At 61.5% G+C, this 24264-nt stretch carries 23 protein-coding genes and 2 pseudogenes; 10 read left to right on the top strand and 15 right to left on the bottom strand.

Features of this window, described 5'->3' with window-relative positions; translation table 11 throughout:
* Positions 1-118: 118 nt before the first annotated feature.
* From OKW41_RS03405 to OKW41_RS03390, 4 genes are all read right to left on the bottom strand, one after another.
* A complete protein-coding gene (locus tag OKW41_RS03405; protein WP_429444688.1) occupies positions 119-322 on the bottom strand; it encodes a DUF3562 domain-containing protein in 204 nt (67 codons plus the stop codon).
* 235 nt (positions 323-557) lie between these two features.
* Positions 558-1856 (bottom strand): TAXI family TRAP transporter solute-binding subunit, encoded by a 1299-nt coding sequence (locus OKW41_RS03400; protein WP_429571591.1) that lies wholly within the window; start codon positions 1854-1856, stop codon positions 558-560.
* A gap of 590 nt (positions 1857-2446) precedes the next feature.
* Positions 2447-3478 (bottom strand): AI-2E family transporter, encoded by a 1032-nt coding sequence (locus tag OKW41_RS03395; RefSeq protein WP_429444684.1) that lies wholly within the window; start codon positions 3476-3478, stop codon positions 2447-2449.
* 47 nt (positions 3479-3525) lie between these two features.
* On the bottom strand, positions 3526-4197 hold the full coding sequence (locus OKW41_RS03390) for a DedA family protein (RefSeq protein WP_429571590.1): 672 nt from the start codon (positions 4195-4197) through the stop codon (positions 3526-3528).
* A 540-nt stretch (positions 4198-4737) separates the two neighbouring features.
* Between OKW41_RS03390 and OKW41_RS03385 the strand changes: the two are divergent.
* The 4 genes and pseudogenes from OKW41_RS03385 (at position 4738) to OKW41_RS03370 (ending at position 7825) form a co-directional block, all read left to right on the top strand.
* Positions 4738-5734, top strand: a pseudogene (locus OKW41_RS03385) (IS110 family transposase).
* A gap of 369 nt (positions 5735-6103) precedes the next feature.
* A complete protein-coding gene (locus tag OKW41_RS03380; protein ID WP_429571589.1) occupies positions 6104-6559 on the top strand; it encodes a GNAT family N-acetyltransferase in 456 nt (151 codons plus the stop codon).
* A 341-nt stretch (positions 6560-6900) separates the two neighbouring features.
* Positions 6901-7209, top strand: coding sequence for an NUDIX domain-containing protein (locus tag OKW41_RS03375; RefSeq protein ID WP_429571588.1), 309 nt, complete (start codon positions 6901-6903; stop codon positions 7207-7209).
* A 205-nt stretch (positions 7210-7414) separates the two neighbouring features.
* The gene (locus OKW41_RS03370; RefSeq protein ID WP_429571587.1) at positions 7415-7825 is read left to right on the top strand and encodes a nuclear transport factor 2 family protein; all 411 of its coding nucleotides are present in this window, start codon (positions 7415-7417) and stop codon (positions 7823-7825) included.
* Between the two features lie 19 nt (positions 7826-7844).
* Here the strand turns inward: OKW41_RS03370 and OKW41_RS03365 are convergent, their stop codons facing one another.
* Positions 7845-7985 carry a hypothetical protein gene (locus tag OKW41_RS03365; RefSeq protein WP_429571586.1) on the bottom strand — a complete coding sequence of 47 codons (141 nt, stop codon included), beginning with the start codon at positions 7983-7985 and terminating at the stop codon, positions 7845-7847.
* On the opposite strand from OKW41_RS03365, the gene OKW41_RS03360 reads away from it, so the two are divergent.
* From OKW41_RS03360 to OKW41_RS03350, 3 genes are all read left to right on the top strand, one after another.
* Positions 7984-8439 carry a GNAT family N-acetyltransferase gene (locus OKW41_RS03360; protein WP_429571585.1) on the top strand — a complete coding sequence of 152 codons (456 nt, stop codon included), beginning with the start codon at positions 7984-7986 and terminating at the stop codon, positions 8437-8439. The genes OKW41_RS03365 and OKW41_RS03360 overlap by 2 nt on opposite strands.
* Before the next feature lie 253 nt (positions 8440-8692).
* On the top strand, positions 8693-9721 hold the full coding sequence (locus tag OKW41_RS03355) for a Type 1 glutamine amidotransferase-like domain-containing protein (protein ID WP_429571584.1): 1029 nt from the start codon (positions 8693-8695) through the stop codon (positions 9719-9721).
* 112 nt (positions 9722-9833) lie between these two features.
* Positions 9834-10226 (top strand): hypothetical protein, encoded by a 393-nt coding sequence (locus OKW41_RS03350; RefSeq protein WP_429444666.1) that lies wholly within the window; start codon positions 9834-9836, stop codon positions 10224-10226.
* Between the two features lie 171 nt (positions 10227-10397).
* On the opposite strand, the gene catB is transcribed toward OKW41_RS03350, so the two are convergent.
* From catB to OKW41_RS03335, 3 genes and pseudogenes are all read right to left on the bottom strand, one after another.
* Positions 10398-11039: a type B chloramphenicol O-acetyltransferase gene (gene catB, locus OKW41_RS03345; RefSeq protein ID WP_429571583.1), complete on the bottom strand. Its 642-nt coding sequence runs from the start codon at positions 11037-11039 to the stop codon at positions 10398-10400.
* 247 nt (positions 11040-11286) lie between these two features.
* Positions 11287-11839 (bottom strand): annotated as a pseudogene (locus tag OKW41_RS03340) (GNAT family N-acetyltransferase).
* A 519-nt stretch (positions 11840-12358) separates the two neighbouring features.
* Positions 12359-13303, bottom strand: coding sequence for a LysR substrate-binding domain-containing protein (locus tag OKW41_RS03335; protein WP_429571582.1), 945 nt, complete (start codon positions 13301-13303; stop codon positions 12359-12361).
* A gap of 124 nt (positions 13304-13427) precedes the next feature.
* On the opposite strand from OKW41_RS03335, the gene OKW41_RS03330 reads away from it, so the two are divergent.
* Positions 13428-14522 carry a tartrate dehydrogenase gene (locus OKW41_RS03330; RefSeq protein ID WP_429571581.1) on the top strand — a complete coding sequence of 365 codons (1095 nt, stop codon included), beginning with the start codon at positions 13428-13430 and terminating at the stop codon, positions 14520-14522.
* 178 nt (positions 14523-14700) lie between these two features.
* Positions 14701-16011, top strand: coding sequence for an MFS transporter (locus OKW41_RS03325; RefSeq protein ID WP_429571580.1), 1311 nt, complete (start codon positions 14701-14703; stop codon positions 16009-16011).
* Positions 16012-16523: 512 nt separating this feature from the next.
* On the opposite strand, the gene OKW41_RS03320 is transcribed toward OKW41_RS03325, so the two are convergent.
* From OKW41_RS03320 to OKW41_RS03300, 5 genes are all read right to left on the bottom strand, one after another.
* On the bottom strand, positions 16524-16751 hold the full coding sequence (locus tag OKW41_RS03320; protein ID WP_429571579.1) for a hypothetical protein: 228 nt from the start codon (positions 16749-16751) through the stop codon (positions 16524-16526).
* A gap of 226 nt (positions 16752-16977) precedes the next feature.
* Positions 16978-18018, bottom strand: coding sequence for a hypothetical protein (locus tag OKW41_RS03315; protein ID WP_429571578.1), 1041 nt, complete (start codon positions 18016-18018; stop codon positions 16978-16980).
* 194 nt (positions 18019-18212) lie between these two features.
* Positions 18213-18932: a hypothetical protein gene (locus OKW41_RS03310; RefSeq protein ID WP_429571577.1), complete on the bottom strand. Its 720-nt coding sequence runs from the start codon at positions 18930-18932 to the stop codon at positions 18213-18215.
* A 122-nt stretch (positions 18933-19054) separates the two neighbouring features.
* On the bottom strand, positions 19055-19195 hold the full coding sequence (locus tag OKW41_RS03305) for a hypothetical protein (protein ID WP_429573436.1): 141 nt from the start codon (positions 19193-19195) through the stop codon (positions 19055-19057).
* Positions 19196-19223: 28 nt separating this feature from the next.
* A complete protein-coding gene (locus tag OKW41_RS03300) occupies positions 19224-20243 on the bottom strand; it encodes a helix-turn-helix domain-containing protein (RefSeq protein WP_429571576.1) in 1020 nt (339 codons plus the stop codon).
* Between the two features lie 224 nt (positions 20244-20467).
* On the opposite strand from OKW41_RS03300, the gene OKW41_RS03295 reads away from it, so the two are divergent.
* A complete protein-coding gene (locus tag OKW41_RS03295) occupies positions 20468-22735 on the top strand; it encodes a beta-glucosidase (RefSeq protein ID WP_429573341.1) in 2268 nt (755 codons plus the stop codon).
* A gap of 80 nt (positions 22736-22815) precedes the next feature.
* Here OKW41_RS03295 and OKW41_RS03290 read toward each other — a convergent pair whose 3' ends face one another.
* Together OKW41_RS03290 and OKW41_RS03285 are read right to left on the bottom strand one after the other, a co-directional pair.
* Entirely contained in the window at positions 22816-23220 is a 405-nt protein-coding gene (locus OKW41_RS03290) for a DUF3224 domain-containing protein (RefSeq protein ID WP_429571575.1), read from the bottom strand.
* A gap of 83 nt (positions 23221-23303) precedes the next feature.
* Positions 23304-24254 (bottom strand): LysR family transcriptional regulator, encoded by a 951-nt coding sequence (locus OKW41_RS03285; RefSeq protein ID WP_429571574.1) that lies wholly within the window; start codon positions 24252-24254, stop codon positions 23304-23306.
* Positions 24255-24264 lie beyond the last annotated feature (10 nt).

The following is a 24264-nucleotide window of genomic DNA, read 5'->3' as shown; positions in this document are numbered from 1 at the left end:
TGGAACCGTCAGCATAAAAAATTTGCGACGCGATTGTTAGCTCCACCCCACGCGCAAAATCTGGAGCCACGACGCGTGCGACAGTGCGGTGAGCCGATGCATCACCGCATACCGCGAGTCAGTGCTTGCGATGTTGCTTGTGAAGCAGCTCGTTGCGGACCTTCTTCGCGGCGAACAGCGGCACGTAGTCGAACACGCGCGCCTCGTTCCGGAATTCGGCGAGCGTATCGGCGTACATGCGCGATACCGTTTCCGCCGGCGTGTCGGTTTCCTCGGCGATGCTTCGGACCACTTCGTCTACATTCGGCTCAGGCTGGGACATGGTCTCTCTCCGGGTAGGACGGCAGGCTGGATGGATGGTACGCGGACGGTAGGAGTCCATTACAGGATGCGAATCGCGAGCGCGCCAATTGAATCGACCTATCGTTCGACTGATTTCACAGAGATTTTTTTCTTGCGCTGCGGCAAGCGCCCCCGCGGTGAGGCCGTGCGGAAAATCAACTGGGTGCGCGGTGGTGAATACCCGGGAAACGCACAGGGCTAAGCGACCGCCGTCTCTACCTCTGCACTTTCTGCGCTACATGCGCGATCCGGTCGCGCACGACGCCGATCGCCTGCTTGAGCGCGTAAACATCCTGAAAGTAGCGATACGGAATTCGGATCTGGCTAGCATTCGCGTCGATGCTTTCAATCTCCTCACTCCATTGCGCGATCTGCGCGCGAGACGGCTCGGCGTTCCTCCACACTTCATCCTCCAGCGCCTTGATCGCGCGGTACCACACGAACAGGCGCTTCTTCATACGCGCTTCGAGCATGCGCGGCAGCGCCTGCGCGAGGCCGATCAGCAGCGCGAGGAACGGCACCAGAATCAGCAGCCGCCGTTCGATCAGACTCGCGAGCCAGAACGGCAGGTAGCGATACAGAAACGGCCGGCCCGATTTGAAGTACCGCACGCTTTCGTCGGAGATCGGGAATTCTTCGGTGTTCACGTTGGGGAACGTGCCGAGCGGCGTGAAGTAGTCCTCGGCGCCGTGCACCGTGCGCGCCGCGTCGAGCAGCAGATAGACGAGCGCCGGATGCAGCGTGTCCTTCGACACGAGCAGCGCCGTCGCCGCAAGCAGCGTGACGTCGCTGCGCGGCAGATCGTCGGCGACGCTCGTCGAGGCACGCGGCAAGATGATCTTCGACAGCGACGGGAATTTTTGCGCCAGTGCATCGGCCTGCGCGAAGCTCATCAGCTTCAGGTTGCTGGTGAGCAGCGTGTGCTGCATGTCGGCGTCGGGCCGGCCAATGAAGAATGCCGCGTCGACCTGACCGCTTTCGAGCCCCTGGTATGCGGCGTTCGCGTCCATCTGCAGCAGCGTCGAGTTCTGACTCGTGACGCCGCTATAGCCAAGCAGCACCTGCGAGACGTTGAGCAACCCGCTGCCTGGCACGCCCATCGAAATGCGCTTGCCGCGCAGTTGCGACAGCCGGTCGATCGTCGCATCGCCGCGATAGAACACCCAGATCGGCTCGTACGACACGGCGGCGATGGTTTGCAGATTGTCGGTGTCATTCGGACTGGTCGTGCCCGACTGGATGAAGCCGACCTGATAGGCGCTGTCCGGGTCCGCGAGCCGCTGGTAGTTTTCGACCGAGCCCGACGAGCTACGGATGTCGAGCTTGATACCTTCGCGCTTGAGCACCGGCGCGTAGCGATCGGCGAAGCCGCGATAGATGCCGCCGTCCGCACCGGTGGTGATGACGATCGTGCGCTGGAACGCGGGCTCGAGCACGAGCGCGAGCATCCAGCCGAATGCGGCGATGAGCACGATCGCGCCGACGATCAGAAGACGCCGGCGCCGCCGCGTCATCGGGGTTGTCGGGCTGCGGGACAGCGCGGGGTCTGGTCTCGGCATCGTTACCCGGTTTGGTCAGGTCCGGCCTTGGTGACTAATGGGATGGAGGCGGTCTCTATTTCCTCAACTTTACGATATCAGGGGGTTTTATTCGATATTTGTCACCCTGTCTGAAAATAGAAATCGGGTGGCACACGTAGTTGCCGTTAATGAGATTGGCAAATGGCGAGGTTGCCCAGCGGACTCGACACATGACTGGAACCGGGTTGCTGGGCCAGGGGCGCCCCGCAGAAAACGTGGTGTGCTGGAACCTTCCGATCAACCTGAACTTTGAAATGCAACGTGCAGGAGTACATCATGGCGACAGACGCGACGATCGAAGCAGCAACGCCAGAATAATTTGACATCCTTAAAGGACCGATGGGGTGCCGGCGCGCACAATCGCAGCGGTTGACGCATTGGCCGCGTAGGTCAAGGAAGCATGCGACGCGGCCATTGCCACCCGCGAAGCGGTCAGAGCCGACGACGTGGCGTTCATTGGTCGAGATGCCCGTAACCACCGTCAAGATTTGTCAAAGCGGGACGTCACCGACAGCCGAACAACGTTAGTCATCGTTCGTCAGGAGAACTGCGAAACGACGTGTCGATTCGAACGTGGAAAACGCGATGACCAGGCCGACGGTGATCGGCACTGCGAGGAAGGCGCCCGCGATGCCCCAGATCGACGACCACACCGCCAGACTGATCAGGATCACCGCGGGGCTCAGGTTCATTGAGCCGCCCATCAGCCACGGGTCAAGGAGATGGCCGACCACGAAGTTCGCGAGCGTGAGCGAGATGAACAGCACGATCGCCGCGTTCCACTGGCCGAATTGCAGCGCGGCGAGCAGCGTCGGCACCGCGACCGAGATCCACGAGCCCGCATACGGGATGAAGTTCAGTAGGCCGGCCAGCACCGCCCAAAGCTCCGCGAATTCGAGTCCGACGAGCCGCATGCAGATCCAGCTCGCGATGCCAAGGATCGCGCCGAGCAGGGTCTTCATCGCGAGATAGACGCCGATCTTCGAGTTGATCTCGTCGATTACCGACACGATCCGCGTCGAGTCGCCCGCGAAGTTCACGAGCTTGCGGCGGTATTTCGCGTGCTCGATGAGAAAGAACGTCGCATAAAGCAGCACGACGATGATCGCCGCGAGCAGCGACGACACCGACGACAGCGTGGCGGTTATGATCGCCTGCACGTTGACGCTCGCTAACAGGTCGCGGCGGATCGCAGCCCAGTTGGCCTCCGTTTCGATGTGCAGCAGCGCGGCGAACTTCGTAAACAGTACGAGCAGCGTCGCCTCGTACTTCGGCGCGACGGCCATCAGCCGGTCCCTGTCGGACAGCAGCAGGTCGACCGACAGGTAGACCGTGAAGAGCATCAGCGTCGCAGCGATCGCGTGGCGCAGGCCGTCCCGCAGGCGTGCACCGAGGTAGGGAATGCGGCGCAGCAGGTTGGCGAGACCGAAGACCACGTACGTCGCGATGATGCCGAACGCAATTGGCACCAGCACGGGGCGGCCGACATACAGTCCCCACCCGAGCAGTGTGGCGAGCACGGCCGCACATGTGCATTTCAGCAGACCCGGGTTCATGCGTTTCCTCGCGAGCATCGCTGCCTGGCGGGTTGTGGGCCGCCGCGTCAGTCGCAGCGGGACTTTTCGTCGGGTAGCGTCGGGTCGGTGGTGCGGCGCTTGCGCCGTCCTCGCCACAGCAGGCTGACGACGAACGCGACGACACCCGCGCCGATCACGATCGCCATCGCAGCCGGCAGGTGCGAGCGGACCCACGGCACGTTGCCGAAAAAATACCCGGAACCCGCAAGTGAGCCTATCCAGATCACCGCGCCGCCGGTCGCGAAGCGCACGAAGCGGCGAACCGGCATCTTCGTCGCGCCGGCGAGCGCGGGCGCGACCGCCCGGACGATTGCGATGAACGGAGAGTACAGCAGCAGCGCGGCGCCGTGACGTACGTAGAGCGCGCGCGTTCGCGCAGTCACCTTGTCGATCCAGCCGCTGCGCTTCGGGTTCCATACCGACGCGACGGCACGTGCCAGCGCATAGTTGAACACTTTTCCTGCAACCGCGGCCGCGACCAGCAACGGCGCGAGCCACACAGGCTGCAGCACGCCGACGGCAGCGAGCGCGCCGGACAGGAACAGGAGCATGTCCGCGGGCAGAATGACGAGCGGCAGTACGCCGACACTGCAGAAGACGATCACCCCGAGGATTGCGTAGGCCAACGGCCCATGCTGGACCAGCAGCGCTTCGAGGTCCTGGTCCAGTTGCAAGACGAATTGCACGAACGTGGCCATGTGTGCCGGCTACGTGTCCGTTGGTGGAGGGGGAAGTATAGCGGCAAGCCCGCAGCAGTCCCGCACTGTGTGCCTGGCGGGCGCAATCGCGTTGCGCATCTTGACGTAGCGAGCAGCCGGCCACGGCTGTATGGTCGCATCTTTCGCGCGTTTCTCAACGCCGGGCGCTGCCGGCGACGGAAACCGTCGGGGCAATGCTTTCGTGCCGGCCGTCCCGCCGTTCGCGTGCAGCCGCATCGCGAGATTTTGGTAGTACGCCAACTTTACCGAGTAGGGGTGAAAGCCGCGCAGACAGGGCCGCGCCGAAGTCAGCAGTTTGACAGCTTCCTGCTGGGCATTACAGAGGGCAGCGACACATCAAGGAATCGGAAGCGCCGCGCAGAAATGAGTCTGTGATCGACCGTTAACTGATCGAAGCCGACATCTCAATGTCCTAATTACGACCTTTGCGAAGGGCCGTATATGGACTCCTCCTTGCCCGACTAGCGCACGGCGCATGATTAACGACGTGTTCGACCGGTCAACGAGGAGGAACCCGAGATGGACATTATTCGCGTTGGGATTGATCTCGCAAAAAACGTTATCCAGGTGCACGGCGTCGATCGAAGCGAGAAGCCGGTGTGGCGCCGCAAGCCTACCCGTAGGGAATGGCTGGACGTCTTGCAGCGAACCGTTCCTTTGCGCGCCGTGATAGGGATGGAAGCCTGCAGCGGTGCACATCATTGGGCGCGGCGTCTTCAGGTGATCGGATACACGGTCAAGCTGATCGCCCCGCAGTTTGTGAAGCCGTACGTCAAGAGTAACAAAAACGACGCAAACGACGCCGAAGCTATCTGTGAAGCGATGAGTCGGCCAGGCATGCGTTTCGTCGCCGTCAAGACCATCGGGCAGCAAGACGTGCAGGCAGTTCACCGCGTTCGCGCCGGATTGATGGAGCAACGTAACGCAAAGGCAAATCAGATCCGCGGCCTGACCTCCGAGTACGGCATCGTGGCGCCCAGAGAGATTCTCCAGTTGCGCCGCGCTGTTCCTGTTTGGCTGGAAGACGTGAACAGCGGTCTGAGCGACCGTTTCCGGCGCCTGCTCACGGGGCTGTGGGAAGATCTGCGTTCCCTGGACGACCGGATCCGCGAACTCGACCGCGAAATTGCCGCAATTGCCGCATCCGATCCAGTAGCTAGACGTCTGCAGCAACTACGTGGTATCGGGCCGATGGTAGCAACCGCGCTAATCGCAACCGTGGGCGATGCCAGACAGTTCGCCAATGGCCGACAGATGGCCGCGTCGCTCGGAACGGCTGCTAGGAATTAGTAAGGGAGGCGACGCCTACGTGCGCTGCCTGTTAATTCACGGTGCGCGCGCGATGATCCAGATGGCCAGACGACGGACTGATGCACTAAGTCTGTGGATTATGCGCATAGCGGGAGACCGGCACCCGAATATTGCAGCCGTGGCACTGGCAAACAAGACGGCTCGAATTGCCTGGGCGATGATCACAAGGGAAACTGACTATCAGCCGGAGCTTGCTGCGCACTGAAACCGAGAGCAACCAGCTGTACCTTCATCCACGATTGCCAAACAAGCCGCACGATGGCCAACAGGTCGAACCGGCGCTGATCAAACCCGCGAAGGACCGAGGCCTCGAGCCCGTAGGAGCGATTGGGAGTCAGCGCGCGAATAGCCCATCAGGGTCCGTTGCCTCGCAGAGGCACATTTGTACGAGACCGGATATACGTGAGCGATCGACAATGAGGCTTGATAGGCGACATGTTTGCAAACGAGGAGGAGTCCATATACATATACGGACCTTCGGCCCGAAAGTGCAAATTGGTGACAATCGATTCGGCGCGATAGTATTCGCACAAGAAGTAAGCCTCGCGAATCCTTTGACCGGAAGCCGTTCCCAATGAACATCGCCTTTTCCGATACAACCGAGTCCGACGCCGACATACTGGTCGCCATCCGTATCGCCGCGATGCGCGAGAGTCTGGAGCGCATCAGTCGTTTCGACCCGCAGCGTGCCCGCGAGCGCTTCCTCAGGTCATTCGACCCTGCGCGGTGTCGATTCATAGAGGTCGATGGCGTTCGGTCGGGCTTTATCCTCATTCGCCCACAGGCAGACTACTGGCTACTGGACCATCTTTACATTCTGCCGGCGCACCAAGGGAAAGGAATCGGCGCAGCCGTCTTGCGGGACGTCTTCGCGAATGCCGACGCGCAACGCATGCCAATCCGCCTCGGTGCTCTACGAGGCAGTGATTCAAACCGCTTCTACCAGCGGTATGGATTTGTAAAGGCTGACGAAGGAGAATGGGATATCTACTATGTGCGTCAGCCAATCGAAACACAGGAAGAAAGCTAGGCTGCATTGGTATTCATAGGGCGCGGCCCATCGCTGGAGTCGGCGACAGAAGTTCGAGCGTCCAGACGCCTAACCATGTACTGCGGAGTTCGGCCACTTTCGGCCGTTCGACAAGGCCGTTCAGATCCGCGACAATCGCCTCCGATGCCGAGGTTCGGTTTTCCATCTCAACGGTTCGACTTTCCTATGCGGGTGGCATTTTGAATGACGAGAGCTACATCGGTTGGTTAAGACAGAAGGTCGGTAATGGATTGATACTGAGCCCGTCGGTTGCGGCCGTGATTCACGATCACGAGGGCAGACTTCTCTTGCAAGAGAAATCTTAGGATGAGGCTTGGAGTTTGCCAGCCGGGGGAGTTGAACTGGGTGAAAGCCCCCAAGAAGCAATTGCCCGGGAGGTGATGGAAGAGACCGGATACGCCATCCGCATTCATGGCATTCTCGGCGTCTTCGGCGGCCGAGCATTCCGGTACACGTATCCCAATGGCGATCAGGTTGAATACGTTGCGACGTTGTTTCAGTGCAAGATCACTGGCGGATCCGGAATTCCTACCGACACCGAAACCAAGGTCACCCGGTATTTCAAAAGGCACGAAATGCCCGAACTGGCATTACCGTATTCGATCGACGATTTGTTCCGCAAGTTCTAAAAGCTGATGGCAAGCCAGCTACGCGTGATCGGCAGCGGCCGGTGGCGGAGGCGGATTCAACCGGTCGCAGCCTCGCGAGGCTCAGGCCGCATATGCCAATCGCATGAGGCAGCGCGCGGCCACTTTGAGACGTTCGACACGACCGGCCGAATCGTCGACAATCAGCCTTCGAAATTCTCTTAATTCAGACTGACGCAGAAGAGCTATGACAGCAACTGTTACTGATATCTCGACGCTCGTCCACGAATTTTGGACACTCATGGGCTCAAACGACTTTGCGTCAGTCGAGTCAGTGCTAAGTGAGCAATTCATCCTCGAATGGCCCCAGTCGAACGAACGCATCAGAGGCGCGGCGCGGTTTGCGCAAATGAACTCGGAGTATCCGGCAGAAGGGCCCTGGCGCTTTACGGTGAACCGAGTCGTCGCCAACACCGGTCATGAAGCAGTATCCGATGTGACCGTTACCGACGGTGCGGTGACGGCGCAAGCCATATCGTTTTTCTCAGTCGAAGCCGGGAAGATTACTAAGATTGTCGAATACTGGCCCGAGCCTTATGCTGCGCCCGTCAATAGAGCGCATCTTGTTGAGCTCATCGACGAGGAGAGCCCATATTGACTGGTGTGTCGTGGCTAGATCACCGGCACGGACCGGCCAATTTGAGACCTTCGACAACGCTGGATAGATCGTCGACAACGGTCAAATGAATACGGATAGCCGTCGTCTTCGCTCGTCGTCCGGCAATCTGCTCTCCCATTCGACCCGCTTCTTCAGCCATGACTATCGCCTTCGAATCACCCGATCAACCTGACGTGATCGCCCTCATTGCAGATCTGGACGTGTACCAAGACACCCTGTACCCGCCGGAGAGCAGGCACGCTCTCGACCTCGCATCGTTGAAGCTTCCTAATGTCCTGTTCGCCGTTGCGCGGGACGTTGAGGGTCACGCAATCGGCTGTGGGGCGATAGTCCTCCACTCTGATTTTGGCGAACTCAAACGCATGTACGTAAGTCCTCGCGGCCGAGGTCAAGGTGTCGCGAAAAAGCTCATGGCACAGCTTGAGTCGCGGGCAAGAGACGTTGGGTGCAAGCTGATCAAGCTCGAAACAGGACCGTACCAACACGAGGCGCTGGCGTTGTACGAATCAACTGGCTATGAGCGTCGGGGACCGTTTGGCGATTACGCGAACGACCCGCTGAGCGTGTTCATGCAGAAACGCATTGCCGCGTGAGAGGTGGCTTCGCACGGATACGCGATATTTCCGAGCAGGTTCGAAACCATTTGCGGGCGTTGAAGTCTTGCTGCCGCTTAACCTGTTGCTATCGGATGCACGCCGCCCGTAATTTCGATGCGCCGGCCGCACATGCAAAACGCATGAGACCCTGACCGGCCAACAGCGGACGATCGACCTCAGCGGACAGATCGCTGACAATGTCAAACTGTTATGTCTTGCATGCGATGACGTTATCCGGGAGAGGGTTTATATGCGGCGAATTCTTGCGATTGGTGGATTTTCCAACGGCGAGTCGGAGTTCCTCGCCGCTACATATATTCGCGACCTGACCGGGAAACCAAATCCCAGAATTTGTCTTCTCTCTACCCCGGCCGCTGACCCGCCAATGTTAATCAATGATTTTGATGCCATTTACGGGAAGCTCGGTTGCCAAACCTCCAACGTTACCTTCTACGGCGTGGCAGGCACCCACTGCGTTCGGGCGGATAATGCCGCAGCGCATCTGCTTCAGCAGGACGCGATCTTCGTCAGCGGCGGCAATCCACGATGCGCATTGGCGCTGTGGAAAGAGTGGGGTCTGGATAAGGTGCTCAGACAAGCGTGGGAAAGTGGCGTCCTGTTGTCCGGGATGAGCGCTGGGGCGATTTGCTGGTTTGACCATCACGTACCGTCGCCAGCCAATCGCAATCTTCCGCTTCCCCCCGGCCTCGGAATTCTACCGGGCAACTGCGACGTCCATTTTCATGCGGGTGACGGAACTCGCCGAAAAGAACTACTGCAAACGATGCGGATACTCGCGATGCCTTCGGCGATCGCAATCGACGACGATGCGGCGGTATTGTATGAGGGCGACGCTATCGCAGCGGTGCTATCCTGGCGCGAGGGTGCTACTGCATATCAACTGGAAGGCCATCCTGACGGGGTGACCGAACGCCCGTTGCACGCAAAGGCGATCGGCTCGCTTCGCTACGAACCCGAGCGTCGACCGATTTCCCTATCACTTGCGGCGAAGGAAGCGTGCGTTGGACGATTTCAACTTATGAGCCCGATGGAGGTACTGATCACCATTGAGGGTGAACAACTCTTTGCCCAATATGGCAGTCAACCAAAACACGAGATTTTCCCGGAAAGCGTAGATCGGTTCTTCCTGAAAATCATCGATGCTCAAGTGACCTTTGAAAAAGACCGAAGTGGGAGAGTCGCTTCGCTTGTCCATCATCAGAACGGTCGTGATACGCGTGGCGTGAGACTTCAAGATAAAGATAGCAATGGGCTGTGATCGGCCAACAACGGCATTCGACGCGGCGCCTTGAACCGGCGACAATTATTTAGCGTCGATTCTAACGATCCGACGTCTTGAACGCTTTATCGAAGCCAACGTGGGGCGTGAAATGAAAACTGATTGGCGATTGATTCGTGAAGTTTTAAATGCGGCTATCGATAGCTGCGAGCGTTTGGAACAGGCAGGCTATGCCGCAGAGCACCGCAGTCGTTCTGTCCAAGTAAACGGACAGCAAGTGAGCGTGCAGGAGTTCCTGATTAGCGCGTGGACGTTACCCGAGGGTGCCCGCTACGAAGTAATCCGGGCGCGTCAAGACAAGGATCTCGACCTACCTTATGTTCCGGAAGCGGCGCGGATTCTCACTGCGGTAGCCGCCGCATGTGCAGAACTTATAGGCGCTGGGGATATGCCACCGGCCGAACCGTATATGCGGGGAATGATTGATTGGTATCGGAACCACTTCGATCCCAACGTGCAACGCGCAATTTCGACGGCCCCCTAGCCGCGTGGGTGGTCACAAGGATCAGGAGGTCGAACGTCCGTTTTGTGGAACGTCGAAAGTCCGAAGTGGGTCGGTTTGGTGCGTTCGCCGTCGGCCCGCGTTCGGCCAACATCGGCCAGTCAAGGTCAATGCCCAGATCGTCAACTGCGTGCGTGTCGGTCGACGCGAGTGTTAGCGACCCGATAACGATGAGTTGCTCCAGCGTTCATACAATGCTGCGATATCCGTGGCACAGAGCAACTTCATCGACTTGGCGATCTCGTCCAGCGGCCAGTCCCACCAGTTCATCTCAAGGAGCATCCCGATCTCATCGTCCGAAAAGCGCTTTCGGATCGGCTTTGCCGGATTCCCGCCGATGATCGTATAGGGTTCAACGTCCTTCGTGACAACGGCGCAACTCCCGATCACGGCACCGTGACCGATGTGAACACCTGGCATGATCATCGATTCGGAACCGATCCAGACGTCATTCCCGACAACCGTATCGCCGGCGGCTTCGAATGCATCGCAGGCGTCAGCAAACGCCGGTTCTTCCGTCATGTAGAAGAAGGGAAATGTGGTTACCCAATCGTTCCGGTGCCCCTGGTTGCCCGCCATCATGAACGTCGCACCACTTCCGATAGAGCAGAAGCTACCGATGATCAGCCTGTCGACACCTGTGCGGTCTGGCAACAGGTAGCGTGCACAGTCATCAAAGGAGTGTCCGTGATAGTAGCCAGAGTAGTAGCTGTAACGCCCCACGATGATGTTGGGATTGGTTACCTGCTCTGAAAGCGGCTTCCCCTTGAAGGGGCTGTCGAAGTAATTCTTCATAAAGGGACCACGCTGTAGTCTGGGGTGCGTTTATCGTTCGAGCACGAAGGTTACGAGGAAATCCGGTAGCGGCAAACCTGAGCCGTGCGGCAGAATCTTTTCGTCAATGACGGTCGGGACCAGTTTCGCCGGTTTCAGCCAACTCCGGTCAGTCGACGCCGCCGCGTAAATTCGCGACAATCAGAGAGAATTCCGGTCGCTCACGGCGCAGCGTCAAGCTCACATCCTGGCGTCAGCCAGTGGCCATCTACGCCCGACGATCACATTCGAGCAGCCCGTACAGCGCGCTATCCGACACCTCATCGCCAACTATCCAGCGATCACGCAACAACCCTTCGCGGACAAATCCGAGCCGTTCGAGAAGAAGCGCCGAGGCTACATTTCGTGGGTCGATATCCGCCTCAATCCGGCGTAAATTCAGCGTGCCGAACGCGTGCTCGATCAGCGCGGAAACCGCCTCACTCATATATCCGTTTCCCCAATGCTTGCGTTGCAGACCAAAGCCTACCTCCGTGCGTCGGCATTGCTCGTCTGCATGAAAGAGAGCGCAATCACCGAGCACTTCGCCGGTTGTCTGCAACTCGACTGCACAGATGGAAGTCTTGGCCGCCAGTTGACGTCTTCAATTTACGTGCGACTCGATCCGTTGCCTGATCCAGGGAAGTCATCGCCGGAGACGAAAAATAGCGCATCGCATCCGCGTCCGACCAGATCGCGAACAGTGGTTGCGCGTCTTCATGACGAAGCGGCCGCAGAACGAGGCGTGGGGTAGTCAGCGTGACGGGCTCGAATAATGGCATGACGAGGGCAGGGCACCGGAAATAGATGACCCCATTAGAACATGTGGGTCGAGAGCCAACAACCGCACGCATCGAACCGCGTGGCAGCACAGCCTTTGTGCGGCCACTTTCGCGATTTACCTCTGTCGCTTATCCTTTGGACTGTCCGTTGGCAAGATTAATCAATACTTTCGCAAGGTCGGGAGGGTCCGTGTGGCTCGTGGATGGACATTTAAACTGGACCTGTGTTAGCGAAGCGCACGCGGCACTTCTTGCCACGAGGCAAACTGCCAGGAAAAGCGCCTTATTCGACAACATAGTATCGGGTGCCGTCATCAACGCGGATACCAATGCCGCGACGGAAACGGATACGGATAGTAACGCGCACACTATCGAACCCAGCCCATCAAGACAAGCAGTACTCGATTCCCAGATAGTGACGATCCGCTGACAAGGCCGTCCAGATTGCGATTCAGCTTCTCGCGAGCGAGAAACAACCTCTTCAATGTGATGCAATGTGTCGGGTAGCTCCACCTCGAGTCAACCGCTGTGCTGCACTACGCCCCCACCCCCCACCTCACCGCCCAACTCCCGCGCAATAAACTCCACGAACGCGCGAATACGATTCGACATCTGATGCCGCGGCGAATACACCGCGAAGATATCCGCGTTCGGTGTGTCGTGATCGGGGAGCAACTGGACGAGCGATCCTTCCGTCAGATACTGCCGGATGTCCCATTCCGCGCGCATCAGGATGCCGTGTCCTTCGAGCGCCCATTTGACGGCGATCTCGCCGTCGTTGGTGGTCAGCGTGCCCTTGATCCGCACCGCCTCGGTCTTGCGCGCGGCGCCGCGTCCCGAGGTCAGCCGCCACACGCCGTACGCTTCGTCGCCCTGACGAATGCCGATGCAGTTGTGGCGCGTCAGATCGTGCGCCGTGAGCAGCATGCCGTGCGCCGCGAGATACGACGGCGCCGCGCACAGCAGACGCCGGTTCGGCGCAAGCCGGCGCGCGACCACGCGCGTATCGGGCGGCTCGCCGAAGCGGATGCAGACGTCGAAGCTGTCGTCGGTAAGCGGCGGAGGCGTGACCGACAACTGCAGTTGAACCGACACCTGCGGATACCGCGCGACGAAGCGCGAGATCGCCGGCCCGACATGGCTGCGCCCGAAGCCGAGCGTCGCGTTCACGCGCAGCAAGCCCTTCGGTGTCTTCTTCGCCGAGCCGAGCAGTTCGGCCAGTTCGTCGATCTCGTCAAGAATCCGCCGCGCGCGGTCGAGGTATAGCTCGCCTTCGGGCGTCAGCATCATGCGGCGCGTCGTGCGGTTCACGAGTGCGACGCCCGCGCGCTGCTCCATCTGGGTCAGGCGCTTGCTGACGGCCGCCGCGGTCAGCCCCAGTTCGCGTGCGGCCGCGCTGAGGCTGCCGCTCGCGGCGAGCGTCGAGAAAAAGCCCAGATCGGCTGGCTGGACGGTGTCGCGCATCGTCTTTTCCGCGCCTTCGCATTTGTGAATGCAAGTTAAAGATGCTTTGAGTTTAGCACCGGTTTTTACCCGTGGGATCGCGCTAGAGTCCACTCACGCCATTCCCCAAGCACAGGACGCAGACATGAAGACCTATCGCATCGCAACCATCCCCGGCGACGGCATCGGCAAGGAGGTCGTGCCGGCCGGCGCGCAGGTGCTCGAGGCGCTCGCGAAGACCACGCACGCCTTCACGTTCGAGTTCGAGAACTTGGACTGGGGCGGCGACTACTACCGCCAGCACGGCGTGATGATGCCGGCCAACGGGCTCGACGCGATCCGCAACAAAGATGCGATCCTGTTCGGCTCGGCGGGCGACAAGGACATTCCCGATCACATCACGCTGTGGGGTCTGCGACTGAAAATCTGCCAGGGCTTCGACCAATACGCGAACGTGCGCCCGACGCGCATCCTGCCCGGCATCGACGCACCGCTGAAGTACTGCAAGCCCGAGGATCTGAACTGGGTGATCGTCCGCGAAAATTCGGAGGGTGAATATTCGGGCGTCGGCGGCCGCGTGCATCAAGGCCATCCGATCGAAGCCGCGACCGACGTGTCGATCATGACGCGCGCCGGCGTCGAGCGCATCATGCGCTTCGCGTTCCGCCTCGCGCAGTCGCGCCCGCGCAAGCTGTTGACCGTGATCACGAAGAGCAACGCGCAGCGTCATGCGATGGTGATGTGGGACGAAATCGCGGTCGAAATCTCGAAGGAGTTTCCGGACGTCACGTGGGACAAGGAACTCGTCGACGCGGCGACCGCGCGCATGGTCAATCGTCCCGCGACGCTCGACACGATCGTCGCCACCAATCTGCACGCCGATATTCTCAGCGACCTCGCGGCTGCGCTCGCCGGCAGCCTCGGCATCGCGCCGACCGGCAACATCGATCCGGAGCGCCGCTATCCGTCGATGTTCGAGCCGATCCACGGCTCCGCGTTCGACATCATGGGCAAGGGGCTCGCGAATCCGGTCGGCACGTTCTGGTCGGTCGTGATGCTGCTCGAACACCTCGGCGAATTCGACGCGGCCAGGCGCGTAATGCAGGCCGTCGAGGCGGTCACCGCGAACAACGCGTTGCATACACGCGACCTCGGCGGCACGGCCACGACCGCGCAGGTGACGGCGGCCGTGTGCGCGTTCATCGAGCGGGCGGCGACGCCCGCGGCAAACGCGGCTTGAGCGCCGGCTCCGCGTGAACTGAACAGGACTGAGCGGGAACCGGGCGCAAACCAGGCGCGCGGTCTACAACCCGGCCATCACGTGGCCGGCACCCAACCTTGACTCGACTAGCTCGGCCCAACGTCGGCCGGCGCGAGGCTCGCGCGCGGTCCACTGCCGCGCGCCGCAGGAGGAGACAATGACTTCGGAACTCGAAAGCCGGGTGTCCCGCAAGCTGATGCTGCGGATCATCCCGTTCGTCATGCTGTTGTACTTCGTGAGCTTTCTCGATCGCGTGAATGTGGGCTTCGCCGCGTTGTCGATGAACAAGGCGATCGGTCTTTCGCCGACCGCGTTCGGCCTCGGCGGCGGGCTCTTTTTCATCGGCTATTTTCTGTTCGAAGTGCCGTCGAACCTGATCCTGCACAAGGTCGGCGCGCGGCGCTGGATTGCTCGCGTGATGGTGTCGTGGGGGCTCGTGTCGCTCGCGTCGGCGTTCGTCGTCGGGCCGACCAGTTTCTACGCGCTGCGCTTCATTCTCGGCGTCGCGGAAGCGGGCTTCTTTCCCGGCATCATCCTGTATCTGAGCCTGTGGTTTCCGGCGCGGCAGCGTGCGGTCGCGGCGGCGTGGTTCATGGCCGCCGCGCCGATCTCGACCGCGATCGGCTCGCCGATCTCCGGCGCGATCATGAAGCTGCCGCCGATTGCCGGACTCGTCGACTGGCAAATGCTCTACATACTCGAAGCATTGCCCGCGATCATCCTCGGCTTCTGCGTGCTCAAGTATCTGACCGACAAGCCCGCGCAAGCCGAGTGGCTGCAGCCCGAAGAGCGCGACTGGCTGATCGCGAGGCTGAAGCTCGAAGCCGACGCGCGGCACGCGCATGCGGGCCACACGGCCGGCGCGCTCAGCGCGTTGCGCGATCCGCGCGTGCTCGCGCTCGCGCTGATCTACTTCGGCACGTCGGCGGGACTTTATACCCTCGGCTTGTGGGCGCCGCTGATCATCCGCCAATACGGTTTCGGCACGTTCGAAACCGGGCTGCTCGCCGGCGTGCCGAGCGTGCTCGCGGTGATCGCGATGGTGCTATGGGCGAAGCACTCGGATCGCACCGACGAACGGACGTGGCACGTCGTGATTCCGTGTGCGCTTGCGTGCTTTGGCTTCGTGTTCGCCGGTAATGCGACCACCGCGTTGATGATCGTGCTTGCGCTCGTCGTCGTGAACGTCGGAATCAGCGCCGCGAAGGCGCCGCTGTGGGCGATGCCGAGCGTGTTCCTGTCGGGCGCCGGGGCGGCGGCGGGCATTGCCATGATCAACTCGATCGGCAATCTCGGCGGCTTCGTCGGGCCGTTTGCGATCGGCTGGCTCAAGCACGTGACGGGCGGCTATACGGCAGGGCTTTATGTGGTCGGGGCGACGTTGGCGGTGTCGGCGGTCGTTACGCTGATGTTGAGCCGGCAGACGAAGCATGCGCCGGTCGCAGTGGGCGAACGGCCGGGGCATTGAGCGAAGCACCGATGAAGCGAGCGCGCCGCCGGTTGAAAAGCCGGCGGCAACCGCGAATTCATCCGATACGTCAGTACCCCACTACCGGAAGCCGTAGACCAAAATCTAGTGAAAACTTCCAAAGTCCTTATCCAGCTTGGGTCTTGAGGTGTATGTCAGGGGCGCTGCTGTATACCATCTTGTGTGCCATCGCTTCCGACAAAGCAAAAAGCCCGCGCGGATCGCTCCGGCGGGCCCTTCCTGTATAGATGACGCGCTATCGACACTCGCCCAGCGATGCCCACCCCTCGGCCAGAATCGCGCCGATAGCGATCAACGATAAAAGGGTGGCGGCAAGGACATAGGCGCGCCATGCGGCCATGGGCTGCCGGTTAGGTCTGCATTTGTTGCTCGTCATGCTGCGTGATGTCGGCATCGAAGCGGTTTCGGACCCGGCCGGCGGCGCGCTTGATCTTTAGAAGCGGGATTTCCCCGGTTCGAAGCAGCGCCGCCCTCTCGCGACGCGAGGGAGGTCAATCACTCTCCTGAATCCCGTGGCACACCGCGACGACTTCCGCACCGACGGACGGCTCCAGTACGAACAGGATGGACTTTTTTGCAGCAATGGCTGCATCGATTGTCTGCGCCTTCTCGTCCGTCATCGCTGCGCGATAGTCGTGCTGGCTGTTTGCCCAATTTACATAGGCGCGAATCTGATCGGGCGCGAACGCATGCGACGGCGAAATGAGCAGGCGCGACACTACATTCTGCTGGCAGAAATCGTTGATACGTACGGCCGAGACTCCGGAGAACAATAGTTTCGGCACAGCGCCGTCTGCGCATTCGAAACTGAGCAGCAGAGAGGAATCCGTGCGCGAGTATGCGCAGCCGACCAGCTCGGCGTCGTGATAGCTATGTCTGGTTTTCATGAGTGGCAAAGGTAGGAAAGGGTGTGATCGCTTGCAGGATGGTCGACTGGGGCAGTTTTTAGGGTAGCGGCGAAACCCGCACCCCCGGCCCACGAATGGGAAAGGGGCCGCCCGCGTCCTCCCAGTTGTGGGCATGCGGGATGCCTTGCCCGTGGTCGTGGTCGAAATCAAAATCAACGACTGGAAAACCGTCTTGCCCGTACATCCGCATTTGGCCGCTGCCGGGGTTCGTGTACCAGCTGCCGGCCGCGCCCTTGTTAGGCGTCAGGTTGCCCGCAAGATCGAAGGAATCACCGGACACAGCGTCGTCGCCGTACTCGAACGGATGCGCACCGCTGAACGGCGTCGATGTACCCTCGGCCGATTCAGCGAACCCCTCGGCCACACCGTCACCTTCGCCCATGTCCGCGTTGCCGCCGACAAGTGCACCGACCACGGCCTCGACTACCCCAAGCAGGGCACCGCCGCTGCTACTGCCGCCCATCGCAGCGCGCGCGGCGACCAGTCGCGATTCCCACGTGGCCGGATCGTACGGGCCTGACAGGACAGGCTCGCCGTTGAATGACGGGATGCCGGGCGGGAACAGATTGGGTGAGCGGCTCCAGTAGGTTCCACCTCCACCCCCTGATGACGGCCAGCGCAGCGGTGCAGGGGTGGGGCTGTACACACGCCCCAGCGCGGAACGCCGGTCACGGTGGACCACCGGGACGAGCTGCCCATCTTTCACCGCCCGCCTGAGAACGCGCTCGATACTCGCGTTGTCGGTCGGCAGGTTCCAGTGCGCGAGACCCAGCGCATCCCTGACATAGGTCTGGATTTCGCGTAGAGCCTGACCGCCCGTGATCGTTCGCAGATCCCAGCGTGGCCGGAAATACCGATCGAAGTCTTTCCGGTCCTGTTCAAGCTGCCTGCGCGCGTCTTCTTCTTCGTCCCGCCTGTCGTCCCTCATGAACGACGACCAGCCTCGCGAGCGGCTGCTATCTCGATCCCAAAACAGGCTGCTGCGCCGTTCTCGCGCCATTCTGTGATTCTGGCTGGCGGCATGCAGCGTGCACTGCCAGCTGCACTCCAGCGGAATTTCTAGCGTGTTCCAGGGCATACGATGGTCTCTATCCGTGTGACGGCGTAAACCTAGCAGATCATCGGAAGGCTATGTTTTCGGGATATGTGCTGAAACTCGAGCTGGACGAGTGAGTTTGCGAGGCGCCTCGGCGTTGCGATGCTTAACCTGATCGCCTTTGGAACGTCAGAAATCAAGCAGTACATGAGCGCTACGCAGAAGCCCATTCAGCCCTAGCGTTCGGGCTCGTCGTGATCCCGGCCCCGGTCCCGCTGACGCTGCTGTTCGAACTGACGAGACTGCGCGGCACTGGCCTGTTCGTTGACCTGTCGTTGAGCCTTGACTGCTGCCCTCGCCAGTTCGGGCTGTCGGGCCTGCACGCGCTCCTGGGCGACCGTGTTCGGGAACGGCAGACTCGTGACCCAGGCGGTGTCGCCCGTGCCGTACGCCTCGGCCCGCTTGCAAATCGCCCCGAGCGCAGCGTCCGCCCGATCTGCCTCGATCGCGAGCGCTCTGCGCTCCTGCTCCCACTTGTCACTGACGAGACGCCGCAATGCTGACGGGCGGGCCTCGTCGTGCTCGGCCAGCGAGTGCCGCGCGTCTTTGGCGGCCTGTTCGCGTCCGGCCACTGCCTCGGCGATGTAAGCCGCCTGTTCGCGCACCACCTCGCGCTGGTAAAGGGCCAGCACACGGTCGGAGAAAACTGCCCGCAGCTTGTCCTGCAGCGCCTCAGGCTGGTCCTTTATCCGACCATCGAGCTCGGCCCATAGCTGATCAACCGTTCCCGGCTTCTTCGCGTCAGCTACTTCCGGTGGCAGCTCTGCGCGGGGCGGCTCGATGACGGCGATCACCTCGCCGGAACGCACTACATCTTTAAGCACGCTCGCCAAGTCATCGGCGGCCGTACTAAGCCGGTGAAACTGGATGAAACTCAGCGCATTGTGGCGCGCCATACTATCCCCGCGTGTCGGCGCAAGATCCGACAGTGGGGCCCGCAAGAAGGCGTCGACGTGGGCCTTGCTGGACGCTCCCCGATAGTCCGTGCGGTGATACAGGTCGCAGCGGCCGTCAGAACCTAGGCGATCGCCGTGACGACCGACCAGATTAGCCACGTGAACAGATGCGGGCGTACGGTGCCGCACCAGATCGCAAGGCCATAAGGCAGAAACGCGACTAGCGAAACGATCGCCCCCACGACACCGAACAGTCGAGTCATGTCCTGATCGATGCTCATCATAGGACGATCACACCCGGCATCGCCCCCGATACCGCGCCGGCGGCGCCCCACATGCACGCGTAAAAAACCGCGTAAACGCCGTCGTCGAGGCAAAGCCGACCCGTTCGCTAATCTCGCTGATCGACATCGGTGTATGCGCGAGCAGCATGCGTGCTTCGTCGATACGCATTTGCATCAGCACGTCGCTGAAGGTTTTGCACTCCGCCGCGAGCTTGCGTTGCAAGGTCCAGCGCGTCAGCGACAGCCGCTCGCAGACGATCGTCTGCAGGCTCTTCGGCTCGATCGCATCCGCGTGCTCGCGCAGCACGTCACGCAGACATCGCTCGACCGTCGGAGAAAAGCGGCCCTGCTCGCGAATCCGCTGCAAGATTCCATACGCGGCATGCATGTGAATCTTCGCGAGCGGCGCGTTGTAGACCTCGAACGCGCGATCCAGCGCGGACGACTGCAACAACATCCGATTGCACGTCTGATCGAGTTGAACGCGCACGCCCAACGTCCCGCTCAGCGCCGCGATCGCACCGAGCCGCGCATCGGTGATACCCGCGTCCCGCACGCGCAGTCGCACGTCGTAGAGCTTTGCCACACCCGCTATCAGCGCGAAGTTGCCGAGCGCGCTCGATGCGTTGCGCCCTTCGCCTTCCGTCACGTATTCGAATGCGACTTCGTCGCCGTGCTCCTGCATGACGAGCCAGTCGACATTACCGATCAGGTCGCGGTACGTGACGTAATTGCGCAATGCATCGCGCAGCGTCGGTCTATTGCAGAGCACGCCCGCAAGCTCGGGGAAATACAGCAGACCATCGAGCACGTCGCCCTCGGGCGCGCCGCGCATCAGGCAGCTTTCCGCAAGCTGGAGCATTGCGACGTGCTTGTCGCCCGGCACTCGCGCCTCGGCCGCGGCGATGTCGGCCTCGTCGATGCCGATATCGTGGGCCACTTTGGTGCGATCGAGCCCCTCGCGCTCCGCCGCGTCGAGCAACCCTCGATAGATGCGCGCTGAAACGGACTTCTGACGCAAATCCACTTTGCATCCTCCGGTCGAAACCTGTCTGCGGGTTTTCCTGACTCTTCATCGGTCAAGTGCTGCACCTATCGGTCAAGCGCGTTTCGGGCGCATCCCTAGAATTTCTTTCGGCGCATTACCACGAGCGCTTAGCGTAACAGGACGCGTCACGTGCCGGTAGCGCGTCGATACAACGTTGCGCAATGCAAATCACATGACCGACAACGACAACACGGAGCGAGATGATGAGAAGGAAGCTGACGATACCCTTTGCCGCAAGCGCCATCGCCTGCGGTGTCGCGCTGGTACTCGCCGCCTGCGGCAATGGCAGCAACATCAGTGACCCGCCGTTGCCGTCCGACCCCGATGCGCGCGCCGATGCGCGTGCCGCCGCGCTCGTCCAGAAGATGACGACCGCCGAAAAGATTCAGCTCGTGCACGGCGTGGGCATCCCCAACGCGGGACTCGGCGGTCCGTATCCGGCCGGCGTCAACGGAGCCGGCTACATTCCCGGCATCGCGCGGCTCGGCATTCCGGGCCTCGCAATGGCCGATTCGGCCGGCGGCGTCAATGTCGTCAACTCGAACGCGACGGCGCTGCCCGCGCCGGTGGCGCTCGCGGCAAGCTGGGACCCCACGCTGGCGAACCAATACGGCGCGCGTATCGCGACCGAGCTGCGCGTGCTCGGCTATGGCGAAGGTCTCGGTGGCGGCGTCAATCTCGCGCGCGAACCACGCAATGGCCGCACCTTCGAGTACATGGGCGAAGATCCGGTACTGACCGGCACGCTGAGCGCCGCGCGCACGATCGGCACGCAGGCGCAGAACGTCATCGCGACGATCAAGCACTACGCGATGAACGATCAGGAAACGAACCGCATGACCAGCAACTCGGTCGTCGACGAACGCACGATGCGCGAAACCGAACTGCTCGCGTTCGAACTCGGCGTCACGCAGGGAACGCCCGGCAACGTGATGTGTTCGTACAACCTGGTGAACGGCGTTTATTCGTGCGAAAACCCGTATCTGCTGACCACCGTGTTGAAGAACGAGTGGGGCTTCAAGGGCGTGGTGCAGTCGGACTGGACAGCCACGCATAGTACCGTCGCCTCGGCGCTGGCCGGCCTCGATGAAGAAGAGCCCGGCGATCTCGGCGGCGGAGCGTCGATTCCGGGCTTTACGCTGACGTCGTATTTCAACACCGCGCTGACGAGCGCGGTCAACGCCGGCAGCGTGCCGATGTCGCGACTCAACGACATGGTTCAGCGCAAGCTTCGCACGATGATTCGCTATGGCGTCTTCGATTCGCCGCCAACCACCGGAGGAAGCGTCGATCAAACCGCGGGCAATGCGCTCGCGTTGCAGGTCGCGCAGCAATCGTCGGTCTTGCTGAAGAACGCGGTGGCGAGCGGCGATTCGCAACCGGTGCTGCCGCTGAACGCGGTGGGGCTATCGTCGATCGTGGTGATCGGCGGTCACGCGGATGCGGGCGTGCTGTCGGGCGGAGGCTCGGGCGCGGTGCCGGCGGCCGCGGGCAACGCGGTGTCCGGTTGCGTGTCGCCGTCGCCGCTGTTGAGCACCTGCGCGACGTGGTACAAGTCGGCACCGCTGGCCGCGATCCAGGCGAAGGCGCCGAACGCGAGCGTGACCTTCGTCGACGGCACGAACGCGGCGACAGCGGCGACCGCCGCCGCGAAGGCGGACGTGGCGATCGTGTTCGCGACGCAATGGGAAAGCGAGGGCGCGGATCTGCCGAGCCTGAGCCTGCCGAGCAATACGACTGACAGCTATAACCAGAGCTACGAACAGAACGCGCTGATCAGCGCGGTCGCGGCGCAAGCGAAGCGCGTGATCGTCGTGCTCGAGAACGGCAGCCCGGTCCTGATGCCGTGGCTATCCAACGTGCACGGCGTGCTCGAAGCGTGGTATCCGGGCGTGCAGGGCGGCCAGGCGATTGCCGATCTGCTGTTCGGCGCCGTGAACCCGTCCGGCAAATTGCCGATCACGTTCCCGATGCAGGACGCGGATCTCCCGCAACCGACGTTCTCGGCCACCGATACCACCGTTACCTACAGCGAAGGGCTCTTCATGGGTTATCGCTGGTATGACGGCAAGCAGATCGCGCCGCTGTTCCCGTTCGGTTATGGGCTGTCCTACACGAGCTACAGCTACTCGGGCCTCAACGCGCAAGTGGATGCGATTGGCAACGTGAAGGTGACCTTTATCGTCAAGAATACGGGCTCGCGCTCCGGCGCGGAAATCGCCGAAGTTTATGCCGCGTCGCCGAGCGGTCTGGGCGAACCGCCGAAGCGTCTGGTCGGCTGGCAAAAGGTCGCGCTGCAGGCGGGGGAGTCGCAGCAGGTCAGCTTATCGATTGCGCCGAAGCTGCTGTCGACGTGGGACGCGACCAACCACGTGTGGAAGCTCAACGGCGGCGTCTATCAGATGATCGCGGGGGCTTCTTCGCGCGATCCGAATGCGTTGACGGCAGCGGTGACGATTGCGGGGCATTGAGCGCTGAGGTTTTGAACTGGAAAGCCTGGTAGCGGGGTACGGGGTCGAGCGCCGTATCCCGCCGGCACGCGTTCGGCATGTCAGTGGCCGGGCAGACGATAAGCGAACTCGTACGAATGCGCGCCGTCGACGATGTCGATCTTGAACTCGCCTTCAATGCCGCTCAGCTCGCCCGTGCCTGAATCCGGCACGACCGTCACCGCCAGCGCCGCTGCGCCGCGATTCATCACGCCGATATGCTGCAGCACGAACGTGCCCTGCTTGCCCGCCAGCGTGCCAGTGACCCGTTCGAGCGCGACATAGCCGGCCGAGCCTTTGACGTTCGTCATCGCGCTCAGCATTTGCCCTTGAGTGGTCGCGGCGAGATCGCCGGAGATCTGCTTGTCGATCGACATGCGGCCGAGCTTCGATTCGGCCTCCGCGTTTTCGAACGGCATCGGTTGAAGGGAGACGATGAAGGTGCCTTTTGCGACGTGGTGAGTCATCGGGATTTCCTCCTGGCTTGAACGGGCGACGGCGAAGCGGCGAAACGAAACGTGACGCTTCCGAACCGTAGCACACGTCGCTGTCAGGGCGCTGCACGCGCAGTGCCGTCGCTCGTGCCGAACGCGTCCGCGAACTCGCGCTTCAACCACGCGAGCGCCGGGTCCTGGTCGTGCGCCGCGGCCCACATCAGCGAAACCTCGTAGTCCGGCACCTCGAATGGCAGCGGACTCAGCGCGAGACCGAGCGTATCGCGCCAGACGCGGCCGATGAACTCCGGCACCGTCGCGATCGCCGCCGTGCGTTGCACGATGAACGGACTGGTCGCGAAGTTCGAGCTCGAAAACACGACGTCGCGCTTCAGTCCCTGCATCTCGAGTCGTTCATCGATGAAGCCGCGCAGCTCGGCGCTGAACGAAGTCAGCACATGGCGGTGGCGCAGAAACTCGTCCATCGACAAATGCTTGCGGCGCGTCCTGACGAGTTGGGGGTTGTAGACGCTCACGAAGCGCCATGAAAACAGCGGCGTGAGTCGCTGCCACGGCACGCATTCGCGGAATACGCCGACCGCGAGTTCGATCGCGCCATCGTCGAGCATCGCGGCGGCGCGCGTCGAATCTGTGGAGCGCGCGATCAGCTTCACGCCGGGTGCGGTGTCGGCGAGGCGCGCAATGATCTCCGGCATCAGCAGCAGTTCGAGCGAATCGCTGAGGCCGATGCGAAACACCCGCTGCGCGCGGGCTGGATCGAAGACGGACGGCTGCGTGAGCGCCTGATGCAGCGATTGCAGGAACGGCTCGATCTGCCGCGCGAGTTCGAGCGCGCGGGGCGTCGGCGTCATGCCTTGCGGCGTGCGCACGAACAACTCGTCGCCGAACGTCTCGCGCAAGCGCTTCAGCGCGCCGCTGACGGCCGGTTGCCCAAGAAACAGCCGCTGCGCGGCACGCGTGACGCTGCGCTCTTCCAGCAGCGCGCGGAAGGTCAGCAGCAGGTTCAGGTCGAAGCGGCGAAAATCATTTTCAATGATGTTGGCCATGACATTAAAC

Origin of the sequence: Paraburkholderia sp. UCT70 (genome assembly GCF_050434085.1) — a bacterium.
GTDB classification, from domain to species: Bacteria; Pseudomonadota; Gammaproteobacteria; order Burkholderiales; family Burkholderiaceae; genus Paraburkholderia; species Paraburkholderia tuberum.
This window is presented reverse-complemented; position numbering and strand designations above follow the sequence as displayed.